Origin of the sequence: Halomonas halodenitrificans DSM 735 (assembly GCF_000620045.1) — a bacterium.
Taxonomy (GTDB): domain Bacteria; phylum Pseudomonadota; class Gammaproteobacteria; order Pseudomonadales; family Halomonadaceae; genus Halomonas; species Halomonas halodenitrificans.
In genome coordinates this window covers 114,785-136,254 of record NZ_JHVH01000009.1, presented here as the reverse complement: position 1 = coordinate 136,254, position 21,470 = coordinate 114,785, and the positions used below count along the sequence as shown (strand labels likewise).

The window sequence follows — 21,470 nt, the reverse complement described above, 5'->3', positions numbered from 1 at the left end:
CTATCCATCCGTGGCATTAACCGTGATGAAGCGCCACCGTCTTGATACGGGTATAACTGCGCAGTCCTTCGAAACCTTTCTCGCGGCCGTGCCCCGAACGTCCCACGCCACCAAAGGGCAACTCGATACCGCCTGCCGCGCCATAGTTGTTGATAAAGACCTGACCACTTCTGATCCCCTTGGCCAGCCTCAACTGCCGGCCTCCATCACGGGTCCAGATGCCGGCGCACAGCCCAAAATCTGTGGAGTTAGCGAGCGCCAGGGCTTCCGCCTCATCCTCGAAGACCTGTACCGCCAGAATGGGGCCGAAAAGCTCCTCCTGAAGCACGTCATGTCCGGCAGGGATATCGGTGAGAAGCCGCGGTACCACGAAATAGCCACCAGCCAATTCGGCCTCTGCCACGCAGCCTTGTGCCAAGGTCCGAATACCATCGTTCGCCGCCGCCTCCAGGCGTGCCTCCAGCTTGGCTTTCTGCCGGGCATTGATCAGAGGGCCACAGTCTGCATCGGCCTCCCCCACATCGCAGCGCAGCGCAGTAAAGCGTTCCGCGAGTCGTTCAAGCACCTGGTCGGCTATCTCTCGCTGCACCAGGAGGCGACTACCGGCCGAGCAGGTCTGACCCGCATTCTGGATGATGCCTTGCACCAGAAAAGGCAGCGCGGCGTCGAGATCGGCGTCGGCAAACACCAGCTGGGGAGACTTGCCTCCCAGCTCCATCGTGACTGGCACATGGTGTTCCGCGGCAGCCTGGGTCACCCGCGTCCCCGTCACGGGTGAACCGGTGAATGAAAGGTGGTCAATGTCGGGATGTCCCGATAGTGCAGCCCCGGCTTCGCTGCCTAAACCGGGTACGACGTTGAGCACCCCCGGGGGCAGGCCCTGCTCCTGCGCAAGTTCAACAAGGCGCAAGACACTAAGGCACGCGTCCTCGGCCGGCTTGAGCACTACGGTATTGCCCGCGGCAAGTGCCGCCGCCACACAACGCCCAAATATCTGGGCAGGATAGTTCCAGGGAATGATCTGCGCGCATACCCCATAGGGTTCGCGCAGGGTCATAACGGCAAAATCACTCTCGAACGGAATCGTCTCGCCATGAAGTTTATCCGCCGCACCACCATAGAACCGGAAGTAGCGGGCACACGCGGAGATATCCCCGCGAGCCTGGGTCAGCGGCTTCCCGGTATCGACACACTCGAGTCCGGCGAGCCGGTCGTGATCCGCCTCGATGGCGGTAGCGAAGCCAATGAGCCACTCGCCACGACGCCGAGCCGTCCACGACGCCCAATCGCCCATCCCACCCTCGAAGGCCAGCCTGGCGGCCTGAACAGCCGAATCCACCTCGGCTGCCTGGCTACGTGCGATCTGGGTGATGACATTGCCGTAGGACGGTGCCTCGACATCCAGCGTGCCCTGGGTAGTAACCCAATCCCCTCCGATGAGCGCCTGCTTACGGGGGTATTCAAGCGGTTCCGCCATGCGTTACTCCTTATTGTCTTGTCTTTTTTGTCTTAATAGAGCAGATCCACCAACCCAAGAGAGATCCATGGCATATACGTGATCGCCAGGAGACAGGCCAGCACGACCAGCACAAACCGAAGCAGCCAGGGTAGTAATTGGTCGATGGAAAGCTTCGCCACAGCACAGGCGGCAAACAGGTTCACACCTAGTGGGGGGGTGAACATCCCGAGCGCCAGATTGACCACTACGATCAGGCCAAAGTGCACGGGATCGATGCCGTACTGCATGGCGATCGGTGTGAAGATGGGAGCCAGAACCAGAATGGCGGCCGAGGTTTCAATAAACATGCCAATGACCAGTAGCATGACGTTCACCGCCAGCAGGAAGGTCCAGGGACTCTCGAACACCTGGGCGACCCACCCCGCCACCTGCATCGGCAATCCCGAACGGCTGATCAGGAAACTGAACAATGCAGCGGCCGAGATGATCAGCATCACCGCCGCTGTCGAAATCACGCTCTCCTTCAGTATGGGCACCAGTTCCGCCCAGCTGAGTTCGCGGTAGATCAACCCGCCCACGATCAGTGCATAGACCACCGCCACGGCGGAGGCCTCGGTCGGGGTGAAGACACCGCCGTAGATCCCACCAATTACCACTACCGGCATCAGCATCGCCGCCCAGGCACGCTTGAACGCGATGGGGAAGGCTTCACGGTCTTCTCTGTCCTGCAGACCGTACCCCCTGACCTTGCAGAAAAGGTACAGGAAGAGGAGCAGCGCCCCACCGATCAACAAGCCAGGCCCGATCCCCGCAATAAACAACTTGCCGATGGAGGTGTCGGTGCTGACCCCATAGAGAATCAGCGGGATCGACGGGGGGATCAGCACTCCCAACTCTGCCGATGAGGCCTGGATCGAGGCCGCCAACGGCCGTGGGTAGCCGTGCTTGACCATCGCCGGAATCAGAATGGAACCAATCGCAAAGGTAGTCGCCACGCTGGATCCTGAAACGGCGGCAAACATCATGCATGTCAGCACACAGGTCATCGCCAGACCGCCCTGCAAACCGCCCACAATAGACTTGGCCAGATCCACAAGACGCCTGGAAATTCCGCCGGCAGCCATCAGGTTCCCGGCCAATATGAAAAAGGGGATCGCCAGCAAGGGGAAATTGTCGATGCCGACGAACATCTGCTGCGGAACCAGCAGCAGGGGCAGTCTCGAGAAGAACTCGATACCGATGATCGACGCCAGCACGATGGAGACGGCAATCGGAACACCCAGCGAGAAAAGGATGATCAGGGATAAGCCGATGGCAGCATTCATGGTGCATCACTCCTGTCTGCCACAATGGGCGTTTCTTGCATGATATCTTCTGTTACCGGCCCCACCGGATCGATCCCCAACGCTTGCGCAACAAGCCTCGCCATCACGGCAATCAGCGCGAAGCCGGAGCCGACCGGCATGGCGGCATAGGCCCAGGCTATCGAGATTTCCAGGCCCGAAAGCATCTGGCTACGCACTCGCAGCATCATGGCGATGCCAAAGACAATCAGCACCATCAGCACGACGGCACAACAAAGTGCGATAAACACCTCAATCCAGATCAACTTGCGCCTGGGCAGCAGTCGATAGATGACCTCCACCGACATCATGAAACCACCGCGAAACCCCGCGGCAGCCCCTAGGAAAACGCACCAGACCATGCTCGAGCGCGAGATCACCTCCGACCAGGTCGACGGGGCATCAAATACAAAGCGGGTCATCACCTGATAGAAGCCCAGGCTGACGGAAATAATCAGCATCACGATAGCGCCGAATAACGCCAGACGTGTCGTCTGCTGTTCGAAACGCAGGAAGAGTCGCAGCATCGCAGCCACCTTTCACTATGGGGGCACCCGGCCCTGCGTGGGCCGGGCCATCGTCATGGTGGATTAGCAGTCGCTGGCGCGAATGCGTTCCAGCATCTCGCTACCATACTGCTCGGTGTAGATCTCGTAGGCCGGCTGCACCGCCTCCTGGAAGGGGGCCTTGTCGATATCCGTCTCGACGGTCATGCCATTTTCGCGAAGCAGTTCAATGCCCTCGCGCTCGAGGCGAGAGACCTCTTCACGGGTCGCCTCAGCGGAGGCCCGAGCGGCTTCAGTGAACCATCCACGCTCTTCGTCAGACAGACCGTCGAGCAGGATTGGCGAGCCCAGCACGGCGGCCGGTGAATAAACATGCCCGGTGAGCGACAAGTGATCCTGTACTTCCCAGAACTTGGTCGCCACGATGACAGTTATCGGGTTCTCCTGGCCATCCACGGTGCCCTGTTGGAGCGCGGTGAACACCTCCGGAAACGCCATCGGCGTCGGCTGCACACCCATCTGCTCAAAGGCTTCCATGTGCACCTTGTTTTCCATGGTGCGCACCTTGAGCCCCTCGGCATCGTCAGGCGTCTTCACGGCGCGCTGGCTATTGGTCATGTGGCGGAAGCCATTCTCCGACCAAGCCAGACCAACGATGTCATGATTGCTGACCTTGTCGAGCAGGCCCTGACCAACTTCGCCGTCCAACACGCAGCGAGCCTGGTCATAATCCTCGAACAAAAATGGCAGATCGAGCACATAGGTTTCCGGTACGAAGTTGCCCAGTGGGCCGGTGGAGGTAATAACGATATCCACCGTGCCAATCTGGAGGCCCTCGATGAGGGCCCGTTCGCCACCCAGCGCACCGGCGGTATGCTCGACCACCTCGAACTCACCATCGCTAAGGCGCTCGAGGGTTTCCTTGAAGGCATCGGCGCCCACGGAGTAGTGCGAGCTATCCGACAGAGTGTGCCCCAGGTTGACGGTCTGTGCCGCCTGTACCTGCACGGCCAATAAGGCCAGGCTGGCACCGGTGATGGCCGTAGTGAGCGTCTTGCGTACAAAGTTGGCTGTCATTGTTGTTACCTCAGTTGGGTGAATCACGCTTGAGTGACCTGTTAGGGTCAGTGGCGCTCTTCCTGAAACGCCTGAAGGATGTCGCGAAAGTCCCTATCGCGCTCGAAGCCCAGCACATCCGCACGCTGGGTATGAAACCGCGTCGGCCAACTACCGACAATAGACTGGATCTTGGAATCCGGCTCATGTCGAATCCATTCAATCGCCTGCGGGCCAGCCACCTCCCCGAGCGTTTCGATCATCTGGCCGACGCTGACGGTAATACCTGGCAGCATGAAGGCGCGAAACGGACCTATTGTCTCGCCGTCGATCTCAGCACCATGCACAAGAGCCTTCACCACCTTGTCAGGCGACATCACGAAGAGCTCCAGATCGGTGGGCACCGGACAGACGGCCTCTTCACCGTTCAGAGGCTCGCGCATGATGCTGGACACGAAGCTGGACGCCGCCGCATTGGGCCGGCCAGGCCGAACCGCAATGGTAGGAAGACGCAACACGAGACCATCAATGAGCCCACGCCGGCTGTAGTCGTTGATTAACAACTCGGATACTGCCTTCTGAGCTCCGTAAGAGTTCTGCGGGTGCAAAGCCGTCATATCGTCCAGCGTGTCGGGTAACTCCCCTCCGTAGGCGGCAACCGAGCTCGCCATGACCAGACGAGTGGCGCTGAGATCACGCTGACGACAGCCCTCAAGCAATGCACGTGTTGCATCCAGGTTGACCGCAAGACCCAAATCGAGATCATCTTCCGCAGCAGAGCTGACCACGGCGGCCAAGTGATAGATCACATCCGGTCGTTCATCGAGCAACTCATCAAATGCCCTCGGGGCGGTAATATCCACCGCAAGGGAGACCACCTCGACACCTTCCGAATCAGCCACCTCCACTTGTACCTGGTCGAGTAACGTTAACCTCGAGATCGGCTGTCCACGAAGCTGCTCACGCTCGAGAAGCCGACGAATCAGGCGCTGCCCAAGGAAACCGGCGGCGCCGGTAACAGCAATATGCATGGTCTTGTGCTTCCTCTGACTTGTACTTGTGGTTGTTTAATACACTGAAGAACTAGCGTGTTGGTATAACGGGCCTCACTTACTGTGGCCTCAGACCGAACGACCGCCCCCACCCCAGCCCTGATCGGGTATCACCAGCCGGACGGTACTCACAACCAACCCAGCCAACATAGCCAAGCGCCTCAAGGCGCTTGAATACTGCGGGATAATGCACCTCCCCGACATCCGGCTCATGGCGTTTCGGAACACCGGCAACCTGAATGTGGCCTATGTGGTCGAACTGACGTTCAAGGTGGTGTATCAAGTTGCCTTCCATAACCTGGCAATGATAGAGATCGAACTGCAGGCGCAGATTAGGCTCTCCCACCGCCTCCAACACTGCCACCGCCTGCTCTTGATGCGAGAGGAAGTACCGTGGCATGTCATGCGTATTGATCGGCTCGATAAGCACCTCCCGCCCGAGCTTGGCAGCTTCCCGGGCCGCAAAACGCAGATTGGCAACATACGTCGCTTGATGTGCCTGTCGAGTCGCTTCGTCCGCGTCTTCCGGGAGCAGGCCAGCCATGGCATGCACACGCGGGCAGTCCAACGCCACCGCATAACGCAGCGCTTCCATCACCGAGTCGCGAAACGCGGCCTCACGACCTGGTAGACTCGCCAGGCCTCGCTCTCCCGCCTCCCAGTCTCCCGGCGGCAGGTTGAACAACACTTGCTGCAACCCGCACGCCTCAAGGGCGTCTCGCAGCGTTTCGGGCGAATGGGTATAGGGAAACAGATACTCCACACCACTGAAGCCTGCGTCAGCGGCAGCAGCAAAGCGTTCCAGAAAGTCATGCTCGGTAAATAACATACTCAGGTTAGCCGCCAAGCGAATCATGGTGGGCTCCTTAATCACGGGGGAAACAACTTTCGAGCTCAGCCACCTGTTCAGGCGTTAAAGCCCGAGGATTTTTACCATGCAAAAGCAGGAACAGCTTGGCGGTCTCTTCCAGCTCCTCGGTGGCATACACTGCTGCCTCCAGGCTCTTCCCCGCGACAACCGGACCGTGATTGGCCAATAATACTGCACTGTGTTGGCCCGCTAATCCACGCACCGCGTCGCCCAGGGAGGGGTCGCCAGGAATGTGATACGGCACCAGTGGTAGCTTGCCCACGCGCATCACGTAGTAGGCGGTCAATGGTGGAATGCAATCGCAGGGATCAATATCGGGCAAACAGGACACGGCCACCGAGTGAGTCGAGTGAAGATGCACAATCGCCTGAGACTGTGGGCGCTCGGCGTACATTGCCATGTGCAGGAAGTGTTCCTTGGTAGGCTTGTCACCGTCCAGCCACTTCCCCCGTCGATCCAATCGGGAAATAGTGGCAGGATCGAGACGCCCCAAGCAGGCATTGGTGGGAGTCATCAGCCAACCACCATCATCCATGCGTACGCTGATGTTGCCGCTAGACCCCATCGTCAGCCCACGATCGAACAGCGACTGACCTAGCGTGGCAATCTGCTCACGGATTCGGTGCTCACCGTGCCGACTCATGCGCAACTCTCCTCAGCTGTCATCTCATCAAGCACGGCGAATGCGCGTGTGAAGAAGTCTTCACCCCCGAAGTTCCCGGACTTCAGCGCCAGTGATAACAGACCTTCGCGTCCCGGCATGGGAGACTGGGTCCAGGGCACTCCCGGATCGATCTGGCCGCCAATACGAAGCTGTTGCACTCCAAGCGCCGACACGACCGCACCCGATGTTTCACCACCCGCGACCACAAGCCGACCCACTTCCTCGTCGACCAGGCAACTGGCCAGCTGCCCCATGGCATGCTCTACCAGCTCGCCGGCTCGAGCCACACCCAGCGTGTCCTGGGCTGCCTTGACGCGCTCGGGATCAGCGGATGCATAGATGAGTACCGGACCACCCGATGCCAGGTGCTCGCGCGCGAAAGCCAACGCCTGCGACAGATGCTTATCTCCCTCCGCCAGGGACAAGGGGTCAAGAGCGAACCCGGGGTGATGCTCAAGAAAGTGCGCAACCTGAGCCAGGGTGGCACGTGAGCAGCTGCCCGATAGCACCAGCGCACAGCCTGACGCCTTGGCCAGACGCCCCGGCTCGGCCACCGGCTGCAGCCAGCCGCGCTGACGATATTTATCGGGCAGCGCCTGCCCCAGCCCCGACCCGCCGGTGACCAGTGGGTAGTCCACTACCGCGTCGGCCAGCACATCGAGGTCATTTTCATCCAGGGTGTCGCAGATCACGTGTCGAACGTTCTGCTCGGCCAGGCTGTCCAGGTGCCGACGCGTGGCAGCGGCGCCGCGCGACAGAACAGTGCGAGACGCGAGACCGACAGGATGTGGCGTCTGATGACCTAGAAAACGCACCAGATCCGCATCCGTCATTGGGGTAAGCGGATGGTGCTCCATACCGCTCTCGTTGAGCAGACGATCCCCTACAAACAGGTGGCCTTGATAGACAGTGCGGCCGTTGATGGGAAACGCCGGCACCATGACGGTCTGGCGACTCCCAAGTCGTTTCAGCAGCGCGTCGGCAACAGGGCCGATGTTGCCGGCCTCCGTGGAGTCGAACGTGGAGCAGTACTTGAAGAAGGTCTGACGCGCTCCCTGATCCTGCAGCCACGCCAGGGCTGCCAGGGATTGCGCCACGGCGTCGTCGGCCGGAATGGAGCGTGATTTCAGGGCCACTACGACGGCATCAACGTCGGTCAGCTCTACCGATGAGTCCGGGACGCCAAGAACCTGAACGCAGCGCATGCCGGCACGCACCAGATTATTGGCCAGATCGGTGGCGCCCGTGAAGTCGTCGGCGATGGCCCCCAGCAGAAGCGCCATGGTTACACCCCCTCCGGATCATTGGCCGCGGCGGGAAGTTCGATGCCGCCGAGCCGTTGATAGACCTTTATCACCGCCGAATCGTCATCGCGCCCGAACCCGGCACCCTTGGCCGCCGTAAACTGCTGCAATGCACTGGATGACAGTGGCGTAGGCATGGCCAGGTCACGTCCAGTTTCATGTACCAGGTTGAGGTCCTTGACGAAAATATCGACGGCGGAGAGCGGGGTGTAATCTCCCTTCAAGATATGGGGAACACGGTTTTCGAACATCCACGAATTACCGGCAGAGTGAGTGATAACCTCATACACCGACTCGGGATCCAGTCCGAGGCGTATACCTAATGCCATTGCCTCTGCTGCTGTGGCAATGTGCACCCCGGCAAGCAACTGGTTGACCAGCTTCATGCTTGAACCAACACCCGTACTATTCCCCAGGCGATACACCGTGGCAGCCATGGCATCAAGCACAGACTCCGCCTTGGCGAAGGCACTCTTGGCACCCGACGCCATGACTGACAGTTCACCGCTACGTGCCTTGGCTACTCCGCCACTGACGGGCGCATCCAACATCTCTAGACCCATTTCATCCAGACGCTCACCTAGTTGCCGCGCAACGGCCGGGGCCACTGTGGCGCACTGCATGACCAGACTCCCAGGAGTCAGATACTTGGCCACTCCCTGATCACCGAACAGAACCTTCTCGACCTGCTCTGCGTTGACCACCAGAACAACCACAACCTGGCACCCCCCCAGATCTGACGGAAGCGCGGCGCTACGCCCTCCTTCGGCCTCAAAGGCGTGACGTGCCTGCTCAACGATGTCACATCCGACGACATCCAGGCCGCACTTGTGCAGTGTCAGAGCGGTACCAATGCCCATGGCACCAAGGCCAATCACACCGATGCGCTGGTTTTCATTTGAGTGGCTCACCGGACTCCCCCTGTTTGGTTGTCTTGTACTTGTGCTGGATGTAGCTGGTAGCGCTAACATGTTAGCGCTACCATTGTTGTAGAGGATCAGCCTTCTTCCAGCAAGTATCTTGAGAGCGAGTGCGACCAATGTCTAAACACACACCACAGCCGCGCCACCGCAAGAGGACCGCCCAACCGACTCTGGCTCAGGTAGCGGAAATGGCTGGAGTCTCTTCCATCACGGCATCTCGGGCATTGAATGCTCCGGACCGCGTCAATGATGCGACTCGTCAACGTGTGCTGGATACCATGGACCGCCTGGGTTATGTGCCGAATCTCGTGGCGGGCAGCCTCGCTTCCTCGCGCTCGCGTTTCATCGCCGTCATCGTGCCGTCACTGGCCAATACGGTCTTCATCGAGGTGATCAACGGTCTGCAGTCCACGTTCGAGTCGGCGGGCTATCAAATCCTGCTGGGCAATACAAATTACGACATCGAGCGAGAGCAGCAATTGGTCAGAACGTTTCTAGGGTGGTCCTGCTCAGCGCTGGTCACAGCGGGTCTTCGGCATACTGATGCCTGCCGCAAACTTCTCAAGGACTGCGACAGACCAGTGATGGAAGTGATGGAGCTGGGCAATGCTCTGGATCTTAATGTCGGACTCGATCATGCTGCAGCGGGACGCACCATGGCACGTCACCTGCTCGACAGGGGCTTTCAACGACCGGTCTATGTAGGGGCCAGGCTCGATGATGACTATCGTGCTCAAATGCGCTACAGCGGTCATGTCGAAGTATTAAAGGAAGCCAACATCACACCGAGAGTGCTGGAGCTCGATCAGCTGGGCAGCCTGGAGGAGGGCATGAAGGGGCTCGAGCGCGTTCGAAACGAGTATCCCGACGCAGATGCCATCCACTTCGCCAACGATGACCTGGCCACCGGCGCCCTCCTCCACGCCCTTCGAATCGGCATGCGAGTACCTGATGATATGGCGATCGCTGGCTTCAATGGATTACCGCTGGGTCAGTACATTACTCCTCGTTTGACCACCATTCGATCGCCCCGAGACAGCATCGGGCGGCTAGCGGCAAAAGAGCTCCTCAACCGGTTGGAAGGCAAGCGAGTCACACGTCGACAGCATGACGTAGGTTTTGTGCTTGTCGCAGGCGAGAGTACATAAGCCTTACCAGAAGGCCAGGATGCCCGATGAGGTATTCAGACAGGTTGCTGAGTAAGGTAACAGTTTTCTGGGCCACATCAGGGAGCATGAACTCGCCACCCCTGGTATCAAGCTTTTTCTTCAAGCTTCTCGCTTCCAGGGGCGAAATGGCGGTCATCCAGCTCCGGGCGAAGCCCGGCTACTCCTCCTCGTCGCCCTGCTGCCCCGGCAGACGCAAAAAGGTATTGCGATAGTGGCTCAGCTCGGCGATGGACTCCTTGATATCGTCCATGGCCAGGTGCACGTTGCGCTTCCTGAAGCCCGCCAGGGCACCGGGATTCCAGCGCTTGGCCAGCTCCTTGAGGGTGGAGACATCCAGGTTGCGGTAGTGGAAGAACGCCAGCAGCTCGGGCATTTCCCGCTCCAGGAAGCGGCGGTCCTGGTGGATGCTGTTGCCGCACATCGGCGATGTACCGGGCTCGACGTGTTCCTGCAGGAACGCCAGGGTGCGCCGCTCGGCCTCGGCGGTATCCATATCGCTCGCCTGCACTCGCGCGGTCAGCCCCGATTCGCCGTGGGTGCGGGTACACCACTCATCCATGGCGTCGAGCAGGCTGTTGGGCTGTTTGACGGCGATCACCGGCCCTTCGGCGATCGTATTGAGCTCGGCATCGGTCACCAGGGTGGCCACCTCGATGATCCGCTCCTTGTTCGGGTCGAGGCCGGTCATCTCCAGATCGATCCAGACCAGACGCTGCCTTCGGGGATCCTGCTTGTCGCCTTTCGCTGACGCCTTCACGCTCATGGTTAGCCTTCTCCTGCGGGGGCCGGATCGCAACGTCGCGACAGCCGGCATGATGGATGAGTACAATGCCGGTATTGTACCGAGCATTAGGGTCCCATGAGCAAACGCAAGTTGAGCCGCCAGCAGCGCTGGCGTATCGAGAAGGTCCAGGCCGAGCGCGCCGAGCGCGCCACCCGCCACGACGTCCAGGAAGAGGTGCTGCTCGCCGCGGGCGACTACGGCGCCGAACAGCCGGGTCGGGTCATGGCCCACTTCGGCCGCACCCTGGACGTTCGCTCGGACGTCGACGGTGAGTCGGTGCGCTGCCACCTGCGCGCCAACCTCGAAGGCCTGGTCACCGGCGACCGGGTCGTCTGGCGCGGCAGGACCGATGCCGAGGGCCATATCGTGGAGGGCGTGGTGGTCGCCCGCGGCGAGCGTGAAAGCGTGCTCGAGCGCCCCGACGCCCGTCACCAGCTCAAGCCGGTGGCGGCCAATATCGATCAGATCCTGATTGTCTTCGCGGTGGAGCCCGAGCCCCACGCCAACCTGATCGACCGCTACCTGGTGGCCGCCGAGGCCACCGGCATCGCCCCGGTGCTGGTGCTCAACAAGGTCGACCTGCTGCCCGATGACGGCGGCGAACTGAAGACACTGCTGCAGCGCTATGCGGCGCTGGGCTATCCGGTGGTCACCACGTCCACCTCTTGCGAGGATGGCCTGGCAACCCTGCTGGCGCGGCTGGCCGGTCGAACCTCGGTGTTCGTCGGCCAGAGCGGCGTGGGCAAGTCGTCGTTGATCGACCGCCTGCTGCCCGATGAGGAACTCCGCATCGGGGCGTTGTCGAAGGATTCTCGCAAGGGCACACACACCACCACCACCGCGCGGCTCTACCGGCTGCCGGCCGCCGAGGGCGCCGAGCTGATCGATTCCCCGGGCATTCGCGAGTTCGGCCTCGGCCACCTGGATGAACAGCAGGTCACCGAGGGATTCGTCGAATTCCGCCCCTATATCGGACAGTGTCGCTTTCGCGACTGTCGCCACCGCCTGGAGCCCGGCTGTGCCCTGCTGGCCGCGGTGGAGCGCGAAGAGATTCATCCCGAGCGATTCGCCAGCTATCGGCGCATCCTCGATTCGCTGGAAGTGAGGTGAATGGACCCGTCACAAAGGAGAGTCCCATGAGTTCCGAAGCCAACCTGCTGCCGCTGATCGTCGAACCGGAGCAACTCGCCGAGCATCTGGACGACCCGTCATTGCTGATCATCGACGTGCCCATGCGCGCCGAGAGCCATGCCGAGGGCCATGTGCCCGGCGCCACCTTCCTCGACAAGGGCCGTCTGATGCGTGGGGAGGGTGAGGTCCCGAGTCAGGAGCCCAGCGTCGAGCAGCTCTCGGCGCTGTTCAGCGAACTGGGCCTGACGCGTGACGTCCACGTGGTGGCCTACGACGACGAGGGTGGCGGCTGGGCGGGCCGACTGCTGTGGACCCTGGAGCTTATCGGCCACACCCGCTACTCCTACCTCAACGGCGGCATCCACGCCTGGCGTGCGTCGAACCAGCCAGTCTCCACCGAAGCCCGTAGCCCCACGCCCAGCGACTACCAGGCCGAGATCCTCGCCCCCGAGGTCCTGATCGAATACGACGAGATCGCCGAGCGCCTCGGCGAGAAGGGTTTCGCGGTGTGGGACGCCCGCTCGCCTGCGGAATACCGCGGCGAGAAGGGGCAGAACAAGCACCTCGGCCATATTCCCGGGGCCGTCAACCTGGAGTGGACCCAGGCCATGGACCCCGACCACGGCCTGCGATTGCGCGACTATGCGGAGCTGATTACCGAGCTCGAAGCCCTGGGCCTGACCCCGGACATGGAAGTGGCCACCCACTGTCAGAGCCATCACCGCAGCGGCCTCACCTGGCTGGTAGGCAAGGCGCTGGGCTTCGAGAAGATCCGCGGCTATGCCGGCTCCTGGAAGGAATGGGGCAACCGCGACGACACTCCCATCGAAAAGCCGTAAGAACCGGGCCGCGCCCGGCGCTGTAAGCCATACGCTGTACGCAAACAAGCCCCTTGGGGAAGCCCCCTTGGGGTCAGACCCCGGCGGTATGGGGTCTGACCCCAAGGAGACGACTCGGATACAGCCAACTCGATTCACCTCGGAGACAACCTGCCTTGTCCCTAGCCAAGCTATTTGCCTTGATCCAGTACCCCCTGCCCCACCATCTGCTGTCGCGGCTGGTGGGGCACCTGGCCGAGTGCCGCCAGCCCGCCCTCAAGAACACCCTGGTCCGCGCCTTTATCCGCCGCTTCGGGGTGGACATGGCCGAGGCCGCCGAGCCCGACCCGACCGCCTATGCCACCTTCAACGACTTCTTTACCCGGGCGCTGAAGGCCGAGGCACGCCCCATCGGCGCGGGTGTGGTCAGCCCCGCCGACGGTCGCCTGTCACAGTTCGGGGCCATCGAGGCGGGCCAGCTGCTCCAGGCCAAGGGGCATCGTTTCTCCGCCGAGGCGCTGCTGGGCGGCGATACCGAGGCCGCGACTCGCTATCTCGGCGGCAGTTTCGCCACCATCTACCTGTCACCCAGCGACTATCACCGGGTACATATGCCCGTCGCCGGCACCCTGACCGAAATGGTCTACGTGCCGGGCCGGCTGTTCTCGGTCAATGCCGCCACCACCGAGCATGTGCCGGGACTCTTCGCCCGCAACGAGCGCCTGGTATGCCACTTCGATACCGAGCACGGCCCCATGGCCATGGTACTGGTGGGCGCCATGATCGTCGCCGCCATCGAAACGGTGTGGGCCGGCCAGATCACCCCTCTGCCCCGGGGCGGGGTACAGCGCATGCGCTTCGATGCGCCGGTGCGTCTGGAGAAGGGCCAGGAAATGGGCCGTTTCAAGCTCGGCTCCACTGTGGTGATGGCGCTCAGTGAGCCGGTCACCTTCGCCGAGAGGCTCGAGCCTGGCGCCAAGGTGCAGATGGGAGAGTCGCTGATCAGTCCCTAACAGCGCGGGGTGGCGAAGGCTATTACCTCGGCGACACTCTCCTTGCTCAGCGCCAGCTGGATAAGGCGGTCGAGACCCAGGGCCACACCGCTGCCTTCGGGCAGGCCGCTCTCCAGGGCCGCCAGCAGGCGGGCGTCGACGTCGACCTCGGGCAGGCCCAGCTCACGCCGGGCGAGATTGTCCTCGGTGAAGCGCACGCGCTGCTCGACGGCATCAGTAAGCTCATCGTAGCCGTTGGCCAGCTCCACCCCATCGAGATAGAGCTCGAAGCGCGAGGCGACTCGCGCGCCATCCTCGGGGTCACGATGATGGCGCGCCAGGGCGGCCTGGCTGGCGGGATAATCGACCACCGCATCGAGGCCGTCGCGTCCCAGCGTCGGTTCGATGACGAAGCTCATCAGCAGATCCAGGCAGCCGTCGCGATCGCTGTCGGCCATCGAGAGCCCGCCCCGTTCGCCGGCCAACCGGCGCAGTGCCTCCAGGGGCTCCGTGAAGGGGTCGATGCCCAGCGCCTCACGGAAGAGCTCACGGTAGCGGCGCCGACGCAGCGGCCCGGGGTCACGATCCAGCACCCGGGTCACCAGCGCGGCGGTCTCCTCGATCAACGCCTCGAGGCCGAAGCCCGGGCGGTACCATTCCAGCATGGTGAACTCGAGATTATGACGGCGCCCCACCTCGCCATCGCGGAAGCTTCGCGCCAGCTGGAAGATCGGCCCGCTGCCGGCGGCCAGCAGGCGCTTCATGGCGAACTCCGGCGAGGTCTGCAGCCACAGCCGTTCCCGCCCCGCCGAGGTGATTGCCTCGGTCGAGAGGGAAGCGAGATGCACCTCGGTGCTGCCACCATGGCCGAGCACCGGGGTTTCCACTTCCCACACATCGCGCTCGGCGAAGAAGGCCCGCACCAGGGCGAAGCACCGCGCACGCTGGCGCAGGGTGGCGATCGTCGCCGTGGGCTGCCAGTCGACGGCCATCACATCTCCTCCACAATGACGAAGGCCACGCCAAATGAGCGTGGCCTTGCCGGTAACAACCTAGCTAACGCCCTCTCCGAGCGATGCTCAGACAAGGCGAATCCCGAGTAAGGCGGCGGAGTTTAGCAGCGCTAAATGAGCAAGCCGTCTCGGGATTCAACGCCATATGAGCGAGCGCAGGAAGGGCCGAACCTCAAGCGCGGGAGACGTACTCGCCGGTCCGCGTATCCACCTTCAACACCTCGCCCTCGTTGATAAAGAGCGGCACGCGTACCACGGCGCCGGAGGAGAGCGTCGCCGGCTTGGAGCCGCCCTGGGCGGTATCACCCTTGAGGCCGGGGTCGGTCTCGGTGACCTCGAGCTCGATGAAGTTCGGCGCGGCCACGCTGATGGCATTGTCATTCCACAGGGTCAGGGTATAGGGCACCTGCTCCTTGAGCCACTTGCCGGTGTCGCCCAGGGCGCGCTTCTCGACCGCGTACTGCTCGAAGGAGCCATCGGTCTTCATGAAGTACCACATGTCACCGTCGGTGTAGAGGTACTCCATCTCCAGCTCCATGACATCGGCGGCTTCCAGGGAGTCACCGGACTTGAAGGTGTGCTCGAGAACGCGCCCGGTCATCAGGTTGCGCAGCTTGACGCGGTTGAAGGCCTGGCCCTTGCCCGGCTTGACGAGCTCATTCTCGACGATACTGCACGGATCGCCGTCCAGCATCACCTTCAGACCGCCCTTGAATTCGTTGGTAGAATAGTTCGCCATCTTCACTCATCCATATGGTCGAGCGCGCCACCGGAGACCCCGCGACGCGCCGGGAAACAATTTTCGACGAGGCAGGCCAGAACGGTCAGCGCCTCGTTCGCATTGACTGGTATAGCGCATGATAACCCGAAGCCACGCCCCTTTGCAGCGCCACGACGAAGGCACAGAGAGCAGTCAGAACCGTCCACGACGAGAGGCGCTGGGGACAGGTCGAAGAGGGGAGCCTGTCGACGGATCAGCCTCGAGCGAAGAAGTCTCGCCACTCGTGCTGCCACCCGCCTGGCAGGCACAGCTGGCCGGCGCCATCCGCGACCCCCGTGAACTCTGTCGACGCCTGGGCCTGGACGAACACTGGCTCCCCGGCGCCGAGGCAGGGCACGCGCTCTTCGAGGTGCGCGTGCCCGAGGCCTTCCTGGCGCGCATGCACCGCGGCGATCCTGACGACCCCCTGCTGCGCCAGGTGCTGCCGCTGGGCGAGGAGGCACGGTCCGCACCCGGCTATGTCGACGACCCGCTGGAAGAGGCCGACCACACGCCGGCCAAGGGGTTGATTCACAAGTACCACGGCCGCGTGCTGCTGATCACCAGCCCCGCCTGCGCGGTAAACTGCCGTTACTGCTTCAGGCGCCACTTCCCCTATGCCGAGAATTCCCCCTCGACGGCGCAGTGGGAAGCCAGCCTCGACGTCCTGCGTGACGACCCCAGCATTGCCGAGGCGATCCTCTCCGGCGGCGACCCCCTGGCCACCAACGACCGTCGCCTCGCCTGGTTGATCCAACGCCTGGAGGACATTCCACACCTCAAGCGCGTGCGCATCCACACCCGCCTGCCGGTGGTCATCCCCGAACGCATCGATGCCCACCTGCTCGGCTGGCTCGAGGCCACACGCCTGCAGAAGGTAATGGTGCTGCATATCAACCATGCCAACGAGATCGATGAGGCCGTTATCGCCGCCTGCACACGACTGAAGCAGGCCGGCGTGACCCTGCTGAATCAGAGCGTGCTGCTGCGCGGCGTCAACGACTCGGTCGAGGCACTGGCCGAGCTCTCCGAACGGCTCTTCGAGGCCGGGGTACTGCCCTACTATCTACATGTCCTCGACCCGGTAAAAGGGGCGGCCCACTTCGACGTGCCAGACGACGAGGCCCGCGAACTGGTCGCGGGCCTCAGGGAGCAACTGCCGGGGTTCCTGATGCCCCGCCTGGTCCGGGAGATTCCCGGCGAGAACAGCAAGACACCACTCTGAGCTGGAAGAGCGTCGCTTCGCTCCTGGAAGCTTGAAGCTGGAAGTTCCCGGTTGCTTCGGAACAGGAAGAACGCCCGTTTTGCGGGCTCAAGCTTGGGGCCGGGAAGAACAAGCCCCAGCCCTACGCCGAGGAATCGGCATTGGGCTGGGGCTATCGGGGTTTCTTCAAGCTTCCAGCTTATGGCTTCAAGCTAAGGAGGCCGCGGTCACATTGGCCGCCGGTGCCTGGGTGGAGAGCTTGCGGTTGATGGCGCTCATGACGCCCTTCATCGAGGCGCTCGTGATACTCTCGTCGGACCCCACGCCGAATACCGCCTCGCCATCGATACGTACTTCCACATAGGCAATTGCCTCGGCGTCGGACCCCTGGCCCCGTGAATGCTCGTGATAGTCGATGATCTCCACGTCATCGCCGGCGCTTTCCAGGGCCTTGATAAAGGCCGCCAGCGGGCCATTGCCCTGACCGCTGATGGTGCGACGCTCACCGTGCTTCTCGATGGTCGCCTCCAGGCTGACCGTCGGGCTATCGGGCTCGGAGGAGAGACGATGGCTGACCAGACCGAAGGGAGAGGTCTGCTCGAGATACTCATCGGCGAAGGCATGGTAGATCATCTCGGAGGTGATCTCCTTGCCGGTGCGATCGGCCACCTCCTGCACGACCTGACTGAACTCGATGGAGAGGCGGCGCGGCAGCTCGATGCCATGCTCCTGCTCCAGCAGGTAGGAGATCCCCCCCTTGCCGGACTGGCTGTTGACGCGAATCACCGCCTCGTAGCTGCGGCCCACATCAAGGGGATCGATGGGCAGGTAGGGAACATCCCAGACGGCGTCAGGGTTGGCCCGACGCTCGACCATGCCCTTCTTGATGGCATCCTGGTGCGAGCCGGAGAAGGCAGTGAACACCAGATCGCCCACATAGGGGTGGCGCGGATGAACCGGCAGCTGATTGCAGTACTCCACCTCACGCATGATCGGCGTGATATTGGAGAAGTCGAGTGCCGGATGCACCCCCTGGGTGTACATGTTCATCGCCATGGTGACGATATCCACGTTGCCGGTACGCTCGCCGTTGCCGAACAGGGTGCCTTCCACGCGGTCGGCGCCGGCCATCAGGGTCATTTCGGCGGCGGCCACGCCGGTTCCTCGGTCATTGTGCGGGTGCACGCTGACGATCAGCGCCTGGCGATTCTTGATGTTACGGCAGAACCACTCGATCTGATCGGCGTAGTTGTTGGGGGTCCCCACCTCGACCGTGGCCGGCAGGTTAACGATCATTCGCTTGTCGGCACTGGCACCGAAGGTGTCCATGACCGCCTCGACGATCTCCTTGGCGAAGTCCATCTCGGTGGTGGTAAACAGCTCCGGCGAATATTGGAAGGTCCAGTCGGTTTCCGATGCTTCCTCCATGCGCTGGCGAATGCGGGCGGTCGCCCCCACGGCGATCTGGATGCACTCGGGCTTGTCGACGCCGAACACCACACGCCGAAACATCGGGTCGGTGGCATTGTAGACGTGCACGATGGCGCTCTTGGCGCCCTCGAGTGCCTCGAAGGTACGATCGATCAGGTGGTCGCGGGCCTGGGTCAGCACCTGGATGGTGACATCATCGGGGATCAGATCACCCTCGATCAGCGAGCGCACGAAGTCGTAGTCGGTCTGGGAGGCGGAAGGAAAGCCCACCTCGATCTCCTTGAAACCGACCTTCACCAGCAGATCGAAGAGGCGCTGCTTGCGCTCCTGGTCCATGGGGTCGATCAGCGACTGGTTGCCGTCGCGCAGATCGACACTGGTCCAGATCGGTGGCTGCTCGATGCGGCGACTGGGCCACTGACGATCGGGCAGGTCCACGGCGACGAAGGGACGATACTTGGCGGCAGGATTATCGAGCATCATGGGTGCGTTCTCCTCAAGGGACAGGGCGTCAGGCGGACTGGCGTTCGGAAACGACAGCGCCCCGACGGCCGAAAGCGGGTCGGGGCGCTGCACGAAGGATCATGATTCGGCGGGTATCGGCATCGGGAGACGACACCGGTACAACCGGGAAGTGGAATCTGGATGTGATAACGGGTATGGGTGACATGGTACGACCTCTTTACGACCGGGGCTCCAGGGTGAGGAGCAGTGACTCGGCGATGCAGGCGGCACCGCCAGCGCTCAGGCTAGCGCTAGTAGTCGTAGGTCGAGGTCGTACGCGGTCAATTTCATGACTCTAGAGAATCAGGCCTGAAGGGCCTTGTCAACTCCTGCGTTCGAACAGGGCCTCCATCCGTGCAAGCTGATCACGCATTTCGCGCACGTCATTACGCAGGCCATGCAGCTCGGCAGCCTCCCCTTCCCCGCTCTCGATCTCCATCTGCACACTCTCCTTCTGCATCACGTCGAGCACGATGCCGATCATCATGTTCAAGAAGATAAAGGCGGTCAGGAAGATAAACGTCAGGTAGTAGAGCCAGCTCCAGGCGTGCACCTCCTGGGTGGCATACATCACGTCGGTCCAGTCCTCGAAGGTAGCGATGCGAAACAGCGTCAGCATGGCGGTCGCGATATTACCCCACAGGAAGTCGTCGATATCCGCGAACAGGAAGCTACCGATCGCCGCATAGATGTAGAAGATGATGAACATCAGCAGCGCCACATAACCCATGCGCGGAATCGACTTGACCAGCGCCGCCATCAGCATGCGCAGCTCGGGAATCATCGATACCAGGCGCAGCACGCGGAAGATGCGCAGCAGGCGAGCCAGCAACACCACCTCCGAGTCGTCCAGGGGAACCAGGCTGGCAGTAACGATCAGGAAGTCGAAGACGTTCCAACCCCGGCGAAAGAAGTCGCGCAGGCGCCGCTCCGCGGCCATGCGGATCAGGATCTCCACCAGGAAGAACACCGTCACCGCCACGTCCAGCATCAATAGCCACTGCTCGAAGCGGCTGGTCTCCTCATAGGTCTTGGCACCAATCAGCAGTGCCGAGACAATGATGATGCCGATGACCGCGGTTTCGAAAAACTTGTTGGCGCGCAGTCGCTCGAAACGGTCGCGCCAGGTATCGAAGCTTACGCTCACGACCCGGCCTCCTCCAGGTCGCCTTGGCGGTAGCCGATCAGGTAGAGCACGGCATCGAGGCCCAGCGTCGAGATGGAGTGACGAGCCTGGGCGCGCACCAGCGGCTTGGCGCGATAGGCGATACCCAGTCCCGCGGCGGCCAGCATCTTGAGATCGTTGGCGCCATCGCCTACGGCGATGGTCTGCTCCATGGCCAGCCCCTCGCGGGTGGCGATCTCGCCCAGCAGCAGGGCCTTGCGGTCGGCATCGAGGATCGGCTCGCGCACCTGCCCGGTCACCTTGCCGTTCTCGATCACCAGCTCGTTGGCATGGACCTCATCGAAGCCGAGGCGCTGCTGGAGGTGACGCGCGAAGTAGGTGAAGCCGCCGGAAAGGATGGCGGTGCGATAGCCCAGGCGCTTGAGCTGGGTCATCAGGCGCTCGATGCCATCCATCAGCGGCAATGCCTCGGCAATCTCGGCCAGCACCGCCTCGTCGAGCCCCTCGAGCTTGGCCATGCGTTCGCGAAAGCTCTGCTGGAAATCGAGCTCGCCGCGCATGGCTCGCTCGGTGACCTCGGCGACCTCGTCATAGACGCCATGGCGCCTCGCCAGCTCGTCGATCACCTCGGCCTTTATAAGCGTGGAATCCATGTCGAAGCACACCAGCCGACGATGGCGGCGCCAGATGGAATCCTCCTGGATAGCGATATCCACACCGTGCATGGCTCCCAGCTCCAGCGCCTTCTCGCGTAGCGCATCGAGATCGACCTCGTCGCCACGCAGCCAGCACTCCACACAGGCGCCCTGGATGCTGGCGTGGTCGCGAGGCGCGCCGCCATCCAGCGGCTCTCGGCCTGAGAGGCGATGGATCAGCTCCACCGTCAGCCCATGCTCGGCGGTCAGCGCGCCCACCTCGGCCAGGATGCCTGCGGGCAAATGCGGCGCCAGCAGCGTCAGGATCAGCCGTGGCCGGCCGGCCTGGCTGCTCCAGCGCTGGTAATCCTCGGCGCTGACCTGAATCGCCTGGACGTCGAGGCCCAGCTCATCACCCGCCGCCGCCAGTGCGGCCTCGAGGTCACTATCGCGGTCCAGGCCCACCAGGGCCTCCAGCGACAGCATGCCGAAGGTCACGCTCTGGTTGATGTCCAGCAGCCGCGCGCCGCTTGTCGCCAGTGCCTTGCCCAGTCCGGCCAGCTGACCCGGCCGTGCCACGCCGGTGGCGCGGATCAAGATTCGTCTTGTCATGTTAACCCCTTTGATGAGCTGTAAGCTTTAAGCCGTAAGCTGTAAGAAAGACGTGCCTATCATGGGTTTACTTACAGCTTATAGCTTATGGCTTACAGCTTCCGGCGAAGCCG

At 62.1% G+C, this 21,470-nt stretch carries 20 protein-coding genes; 5 read left to right on the top strand and 15 right to left on the bottom strand.

Features of this window, described 5'->3' with window-relative positions; all coding sequences use genetic code 11:
* Window positions 1–16: 16 nt before the first annotated feature.
* From Q358_RS0106470 to ltnD, 9 genes are all read right to left on the bottom strand, one after another.
* Complete coding sequence (locus Q358_RS0106470; RefSeq protein ID WP_051530214.1) at window positions 17–1,477, bottom strand: aldehyde dehydrogenase family protein; 1,461 nt, start codon at window positions 1,475–1,477, stop codon at window positions 17–19.
* 32 nt (window positions 1,478–1,509) lie between these two features.
* Entirely contained in the window at window positions 1,510–2,784 is a 1,275-nt protein-coding gene (locus tag Q358_RS0106465; protein ID WP_027961307.1) for a TRAP transporter large permease, read from the bottom strand.
* Window positions 2,781–3,329: a TRAP transporter small permease gene (locus tag Q358_RS16720; protein WP_043487762.1), complete on the bottom strand. Its 549-nt coding sequence runs from the start codon at window positions 3,327–3,329 to the stop codon at window positions 2,781–2,783. The genes Q358_RS0106465 and Q358_RS16720 overlap by 4 nt, the downstream gene beginning before the upstream one ends.
* Before the next feature lie 63 nt (window positions 3,330–3,392).
* The gene (locus Q358_RS0106455) at window positions 3,393–4,385 is read right to left on the bottom strand and encodes a TRAP transporter substrate-binding protein (protein WP_027961306.1); all 993 of its coding nucleotides are present in this window, start codon (window positions 4,383–4,385) and stop codon (window positions 3,393–3,395) included.
* Window positions 4,386–4,432: 47 nt separating this feature from the next.
* Window positions 4,433–5,395 carry a D-erythronate dehydrogenase gene (gene denD / locus Q358_RS0106450; RefSeq protein ID WP_027961305.1) on the bottom strand — a complete coding sequence of 321 codons (963 nt, stop codon included), beginning with the start codon at window positions 5,393–5,395 and terminating at the stop codon, window positions 4,433–4,435.
* A 79-nt stretch (window positions 5,396–5,474) separates the two neighbouring features.
* Window positions 5,475–6,272 (bottom strand): 2-oxo-tetronate isomerase, encoded by a 798-nt coding sequence (gene otnI / locus Q358_RS0106445; protein WP_027961304.1) that lies wholly within the window; start codon window positions 6,270–6,272, stop codon window positions 5,475–5,477.
* 10 nt (window positions 6,273–6,282) lie between these two features.
* Window positions 6,283–6,930 carry a 3-oxo-tetronate 4-phosphate decarboxylase gene (otnC, locus tag Q358_RS0106440; RefSeq protein ID WP_027961303.1) on the bottom strand — a complete coding sequence of 216 codons (648 nt, stop codon included), beginning with the start codon at window positions 6,928–6,930 and terminating at the stop codon, window positions 6,283–6,285.
* Window positions 6,927–8,234 carry a 3-oxo-tetronate kinase gene (gene otnK, locus Q358_RS0106435; protein WP_027961302.1) on the bottom strand — a complete coding sequence of 436 codons (1,308 nt, stop codon included), beginning with the start codon at window positions 8,232–8,234 and terminating at the stop codon, window positions 6,927–6,929. Before otnK ends, otnC begins: the two co-directional genes overlap by 4 nt.
* A gap of 2 nt (window positions 8,235–8,236) precedes the next feature.
* Window positions 8,237–9,226 (bottom strand): L-threonate dehydrogenase, encoded by a 990-nt coding sequence (gene ltnD, locus Q358_RS0106430; protein ID WP_084286464.1) that lies wholly within the window; start codon window positions 9,224–9,226, stop codon window positions 8,237–8,239.
* A 68-nt stretch (window positions 9,227–9,294) separates the two neighbouring features.
* Between ltnD and Q358_RS0106425 the strand changes: the two genes are divergently transcribed.
* A complete protein-coding gene (locus Q358_RS0106425; RefSeq protein ID WP_027961300.1) occupies window positions 9,295–10,326 on the top strand; it encodes a LacI family DNA-binding transcriptional regulator in 1,032 nt (343 codons plus the stop codon).
* A gap of 178 nt (window positions 10,327–10,504) precedes the next feature.
* Here the strand turns inward: Q358_RS0106425 and orn are convergent, their stop codons facing one another.
* Window positions 10,505–11,110, bottom strand: a complete 606-nt coding sequence (orn, locus tag Q358_RS0106420) for an oligoribonuclease (protein WP_043487761.1) — start codon at window positions 11,108–11,110, stop codon at window positions 10,505–10,507.
* 96 nt (window positions 11,111–11,206) lie between these two features.
* Here orn and rsgA point away from each other — a divergent pair, with 96 nt between their 5' ends.
* The 3 genes from rsgA to asd all read left to right on the top strand — a co-directional run bounded on the left by rsgA (window position 11,207) and on the right by asd (window position 14,093).
* Complete coding sequence (rsgA, locus tag Q358_RS0106415) at window positions 11,207–12,241, top strand: small ribosomal subunit biogenesis GTPase RsgA (RefSeq protein ID WP_027961298.1); 1,035 nt, start codon at window positions 11,207–11,209, stop codon at window positions 12,239–12,241.
* Between the two features lie 26 nt (window positions 12,242–12,267).
* Entirely contained in the window at window positions 12,268–13,101 is an 834-nt protein-coding gene (locus tag Q358_RS0106410; protein WP_027961297.1) for a sulfurtransferase, read from the top strand.
* Between the two features lie 155 nt (window positions 13,102–13,256).
* Entirely contained in the window at window positions 13,257–14,093 is an 837-nt protein-coding gene (asd, locus tag Q358_RS0106405) for an archaetidylserine decarboxylase (protein ID WP_027961296.1), read from the top strand.
* On the opposite strand, the gene epmA is transcribed toward asd, so the two are convergent.
* Together epmA and efp are read right to left on the bottom strand one after the other, a co-directional pair.
* The gene (epmA, locus tag Q358_RS0106400) at window positions 14,090–15,064 is read right to left on the bottom strand and encodes an EF-P lysine aminoacylase EpmA (protein ID WP_027961295.1); all 975 of its coding nucleotides are present in this window, start codon (window positions 15,062–15,064) and stop codon (window positions 14,090–14,092) included. The genes asd and epmA overlap by 4 nt on opposite strands.
* Window positions 15,065–15,257: 193 nt before the next feature.
* Window positions 15,258–15,824, bottom strand: coding sequence for an elongation factor P (efp, locus tag Q358_RS0106395; protein ID WP_027961294.1), 567 nt, complete (start codon window positions 15,822–15,824; stop codon window positions 15,258–15,260).
* A gap of 265 nt (window positions 15,825–16,089) precedes the next feature.
* Here efp and epmB point away from each other — a divergent pair, with 265 nt between their 5' ends.
* Window positions 16,090–17,070, top strand: a complete 981-nt coding sequence (gene epmB / locus Q358_RS17930; RefSeq protein WP_027961293.1) for an EF-P beta-lysylation protein EpmB — start codon at window positions 16,090–16,092, stop codon at window positions 17,068–17,070.
* 186 nt (window positions 17,071–17,256) lie between these two features.
* Here epmB and leuA read toward each other — a convergent pair whose 3' ends face one another.
* From leuA to serB, 3 genes are all read right to left on the bottom strand, one after another.
* A complete protein-coding gene (gene leuA / locus Q358_RS0106385) occupies window positions 17,257–18,963 on the bottom strand; it encodes a 2-isopropylmalate synthase (protein WP_027961292.1) in 1,707 nt (568 codons plus the stop codon).
* A 343-nt stretch (window positions 18,964–19,306) separates the two neighbouring features.
* Entirely contained in the window at window positions 19,307–20,131 is an 825-nt protein-coding gene (locus tag Q358_RS0106380; protein WP_027961291.1) for an ion transporter, read from the bottom strand.
* Window positions 20,128–21,357, bottom strand: a complete 1,230-nt coding sequence (gene serB / locus Q358_RS0106375; protein ID WP_027961290.1) for a phosphoserine phosphatase SerB — start codon at window positions 21,355–21,357, stop codon at window positions 20,128–20,130. The genes Q358_RS0106380 and serB overlap by 4 nt, the downstream gene beginning before the upstream one ends.
* Between the last annotated feature and the right edge of the window lie 113 nt (window positions 21,358–21,470).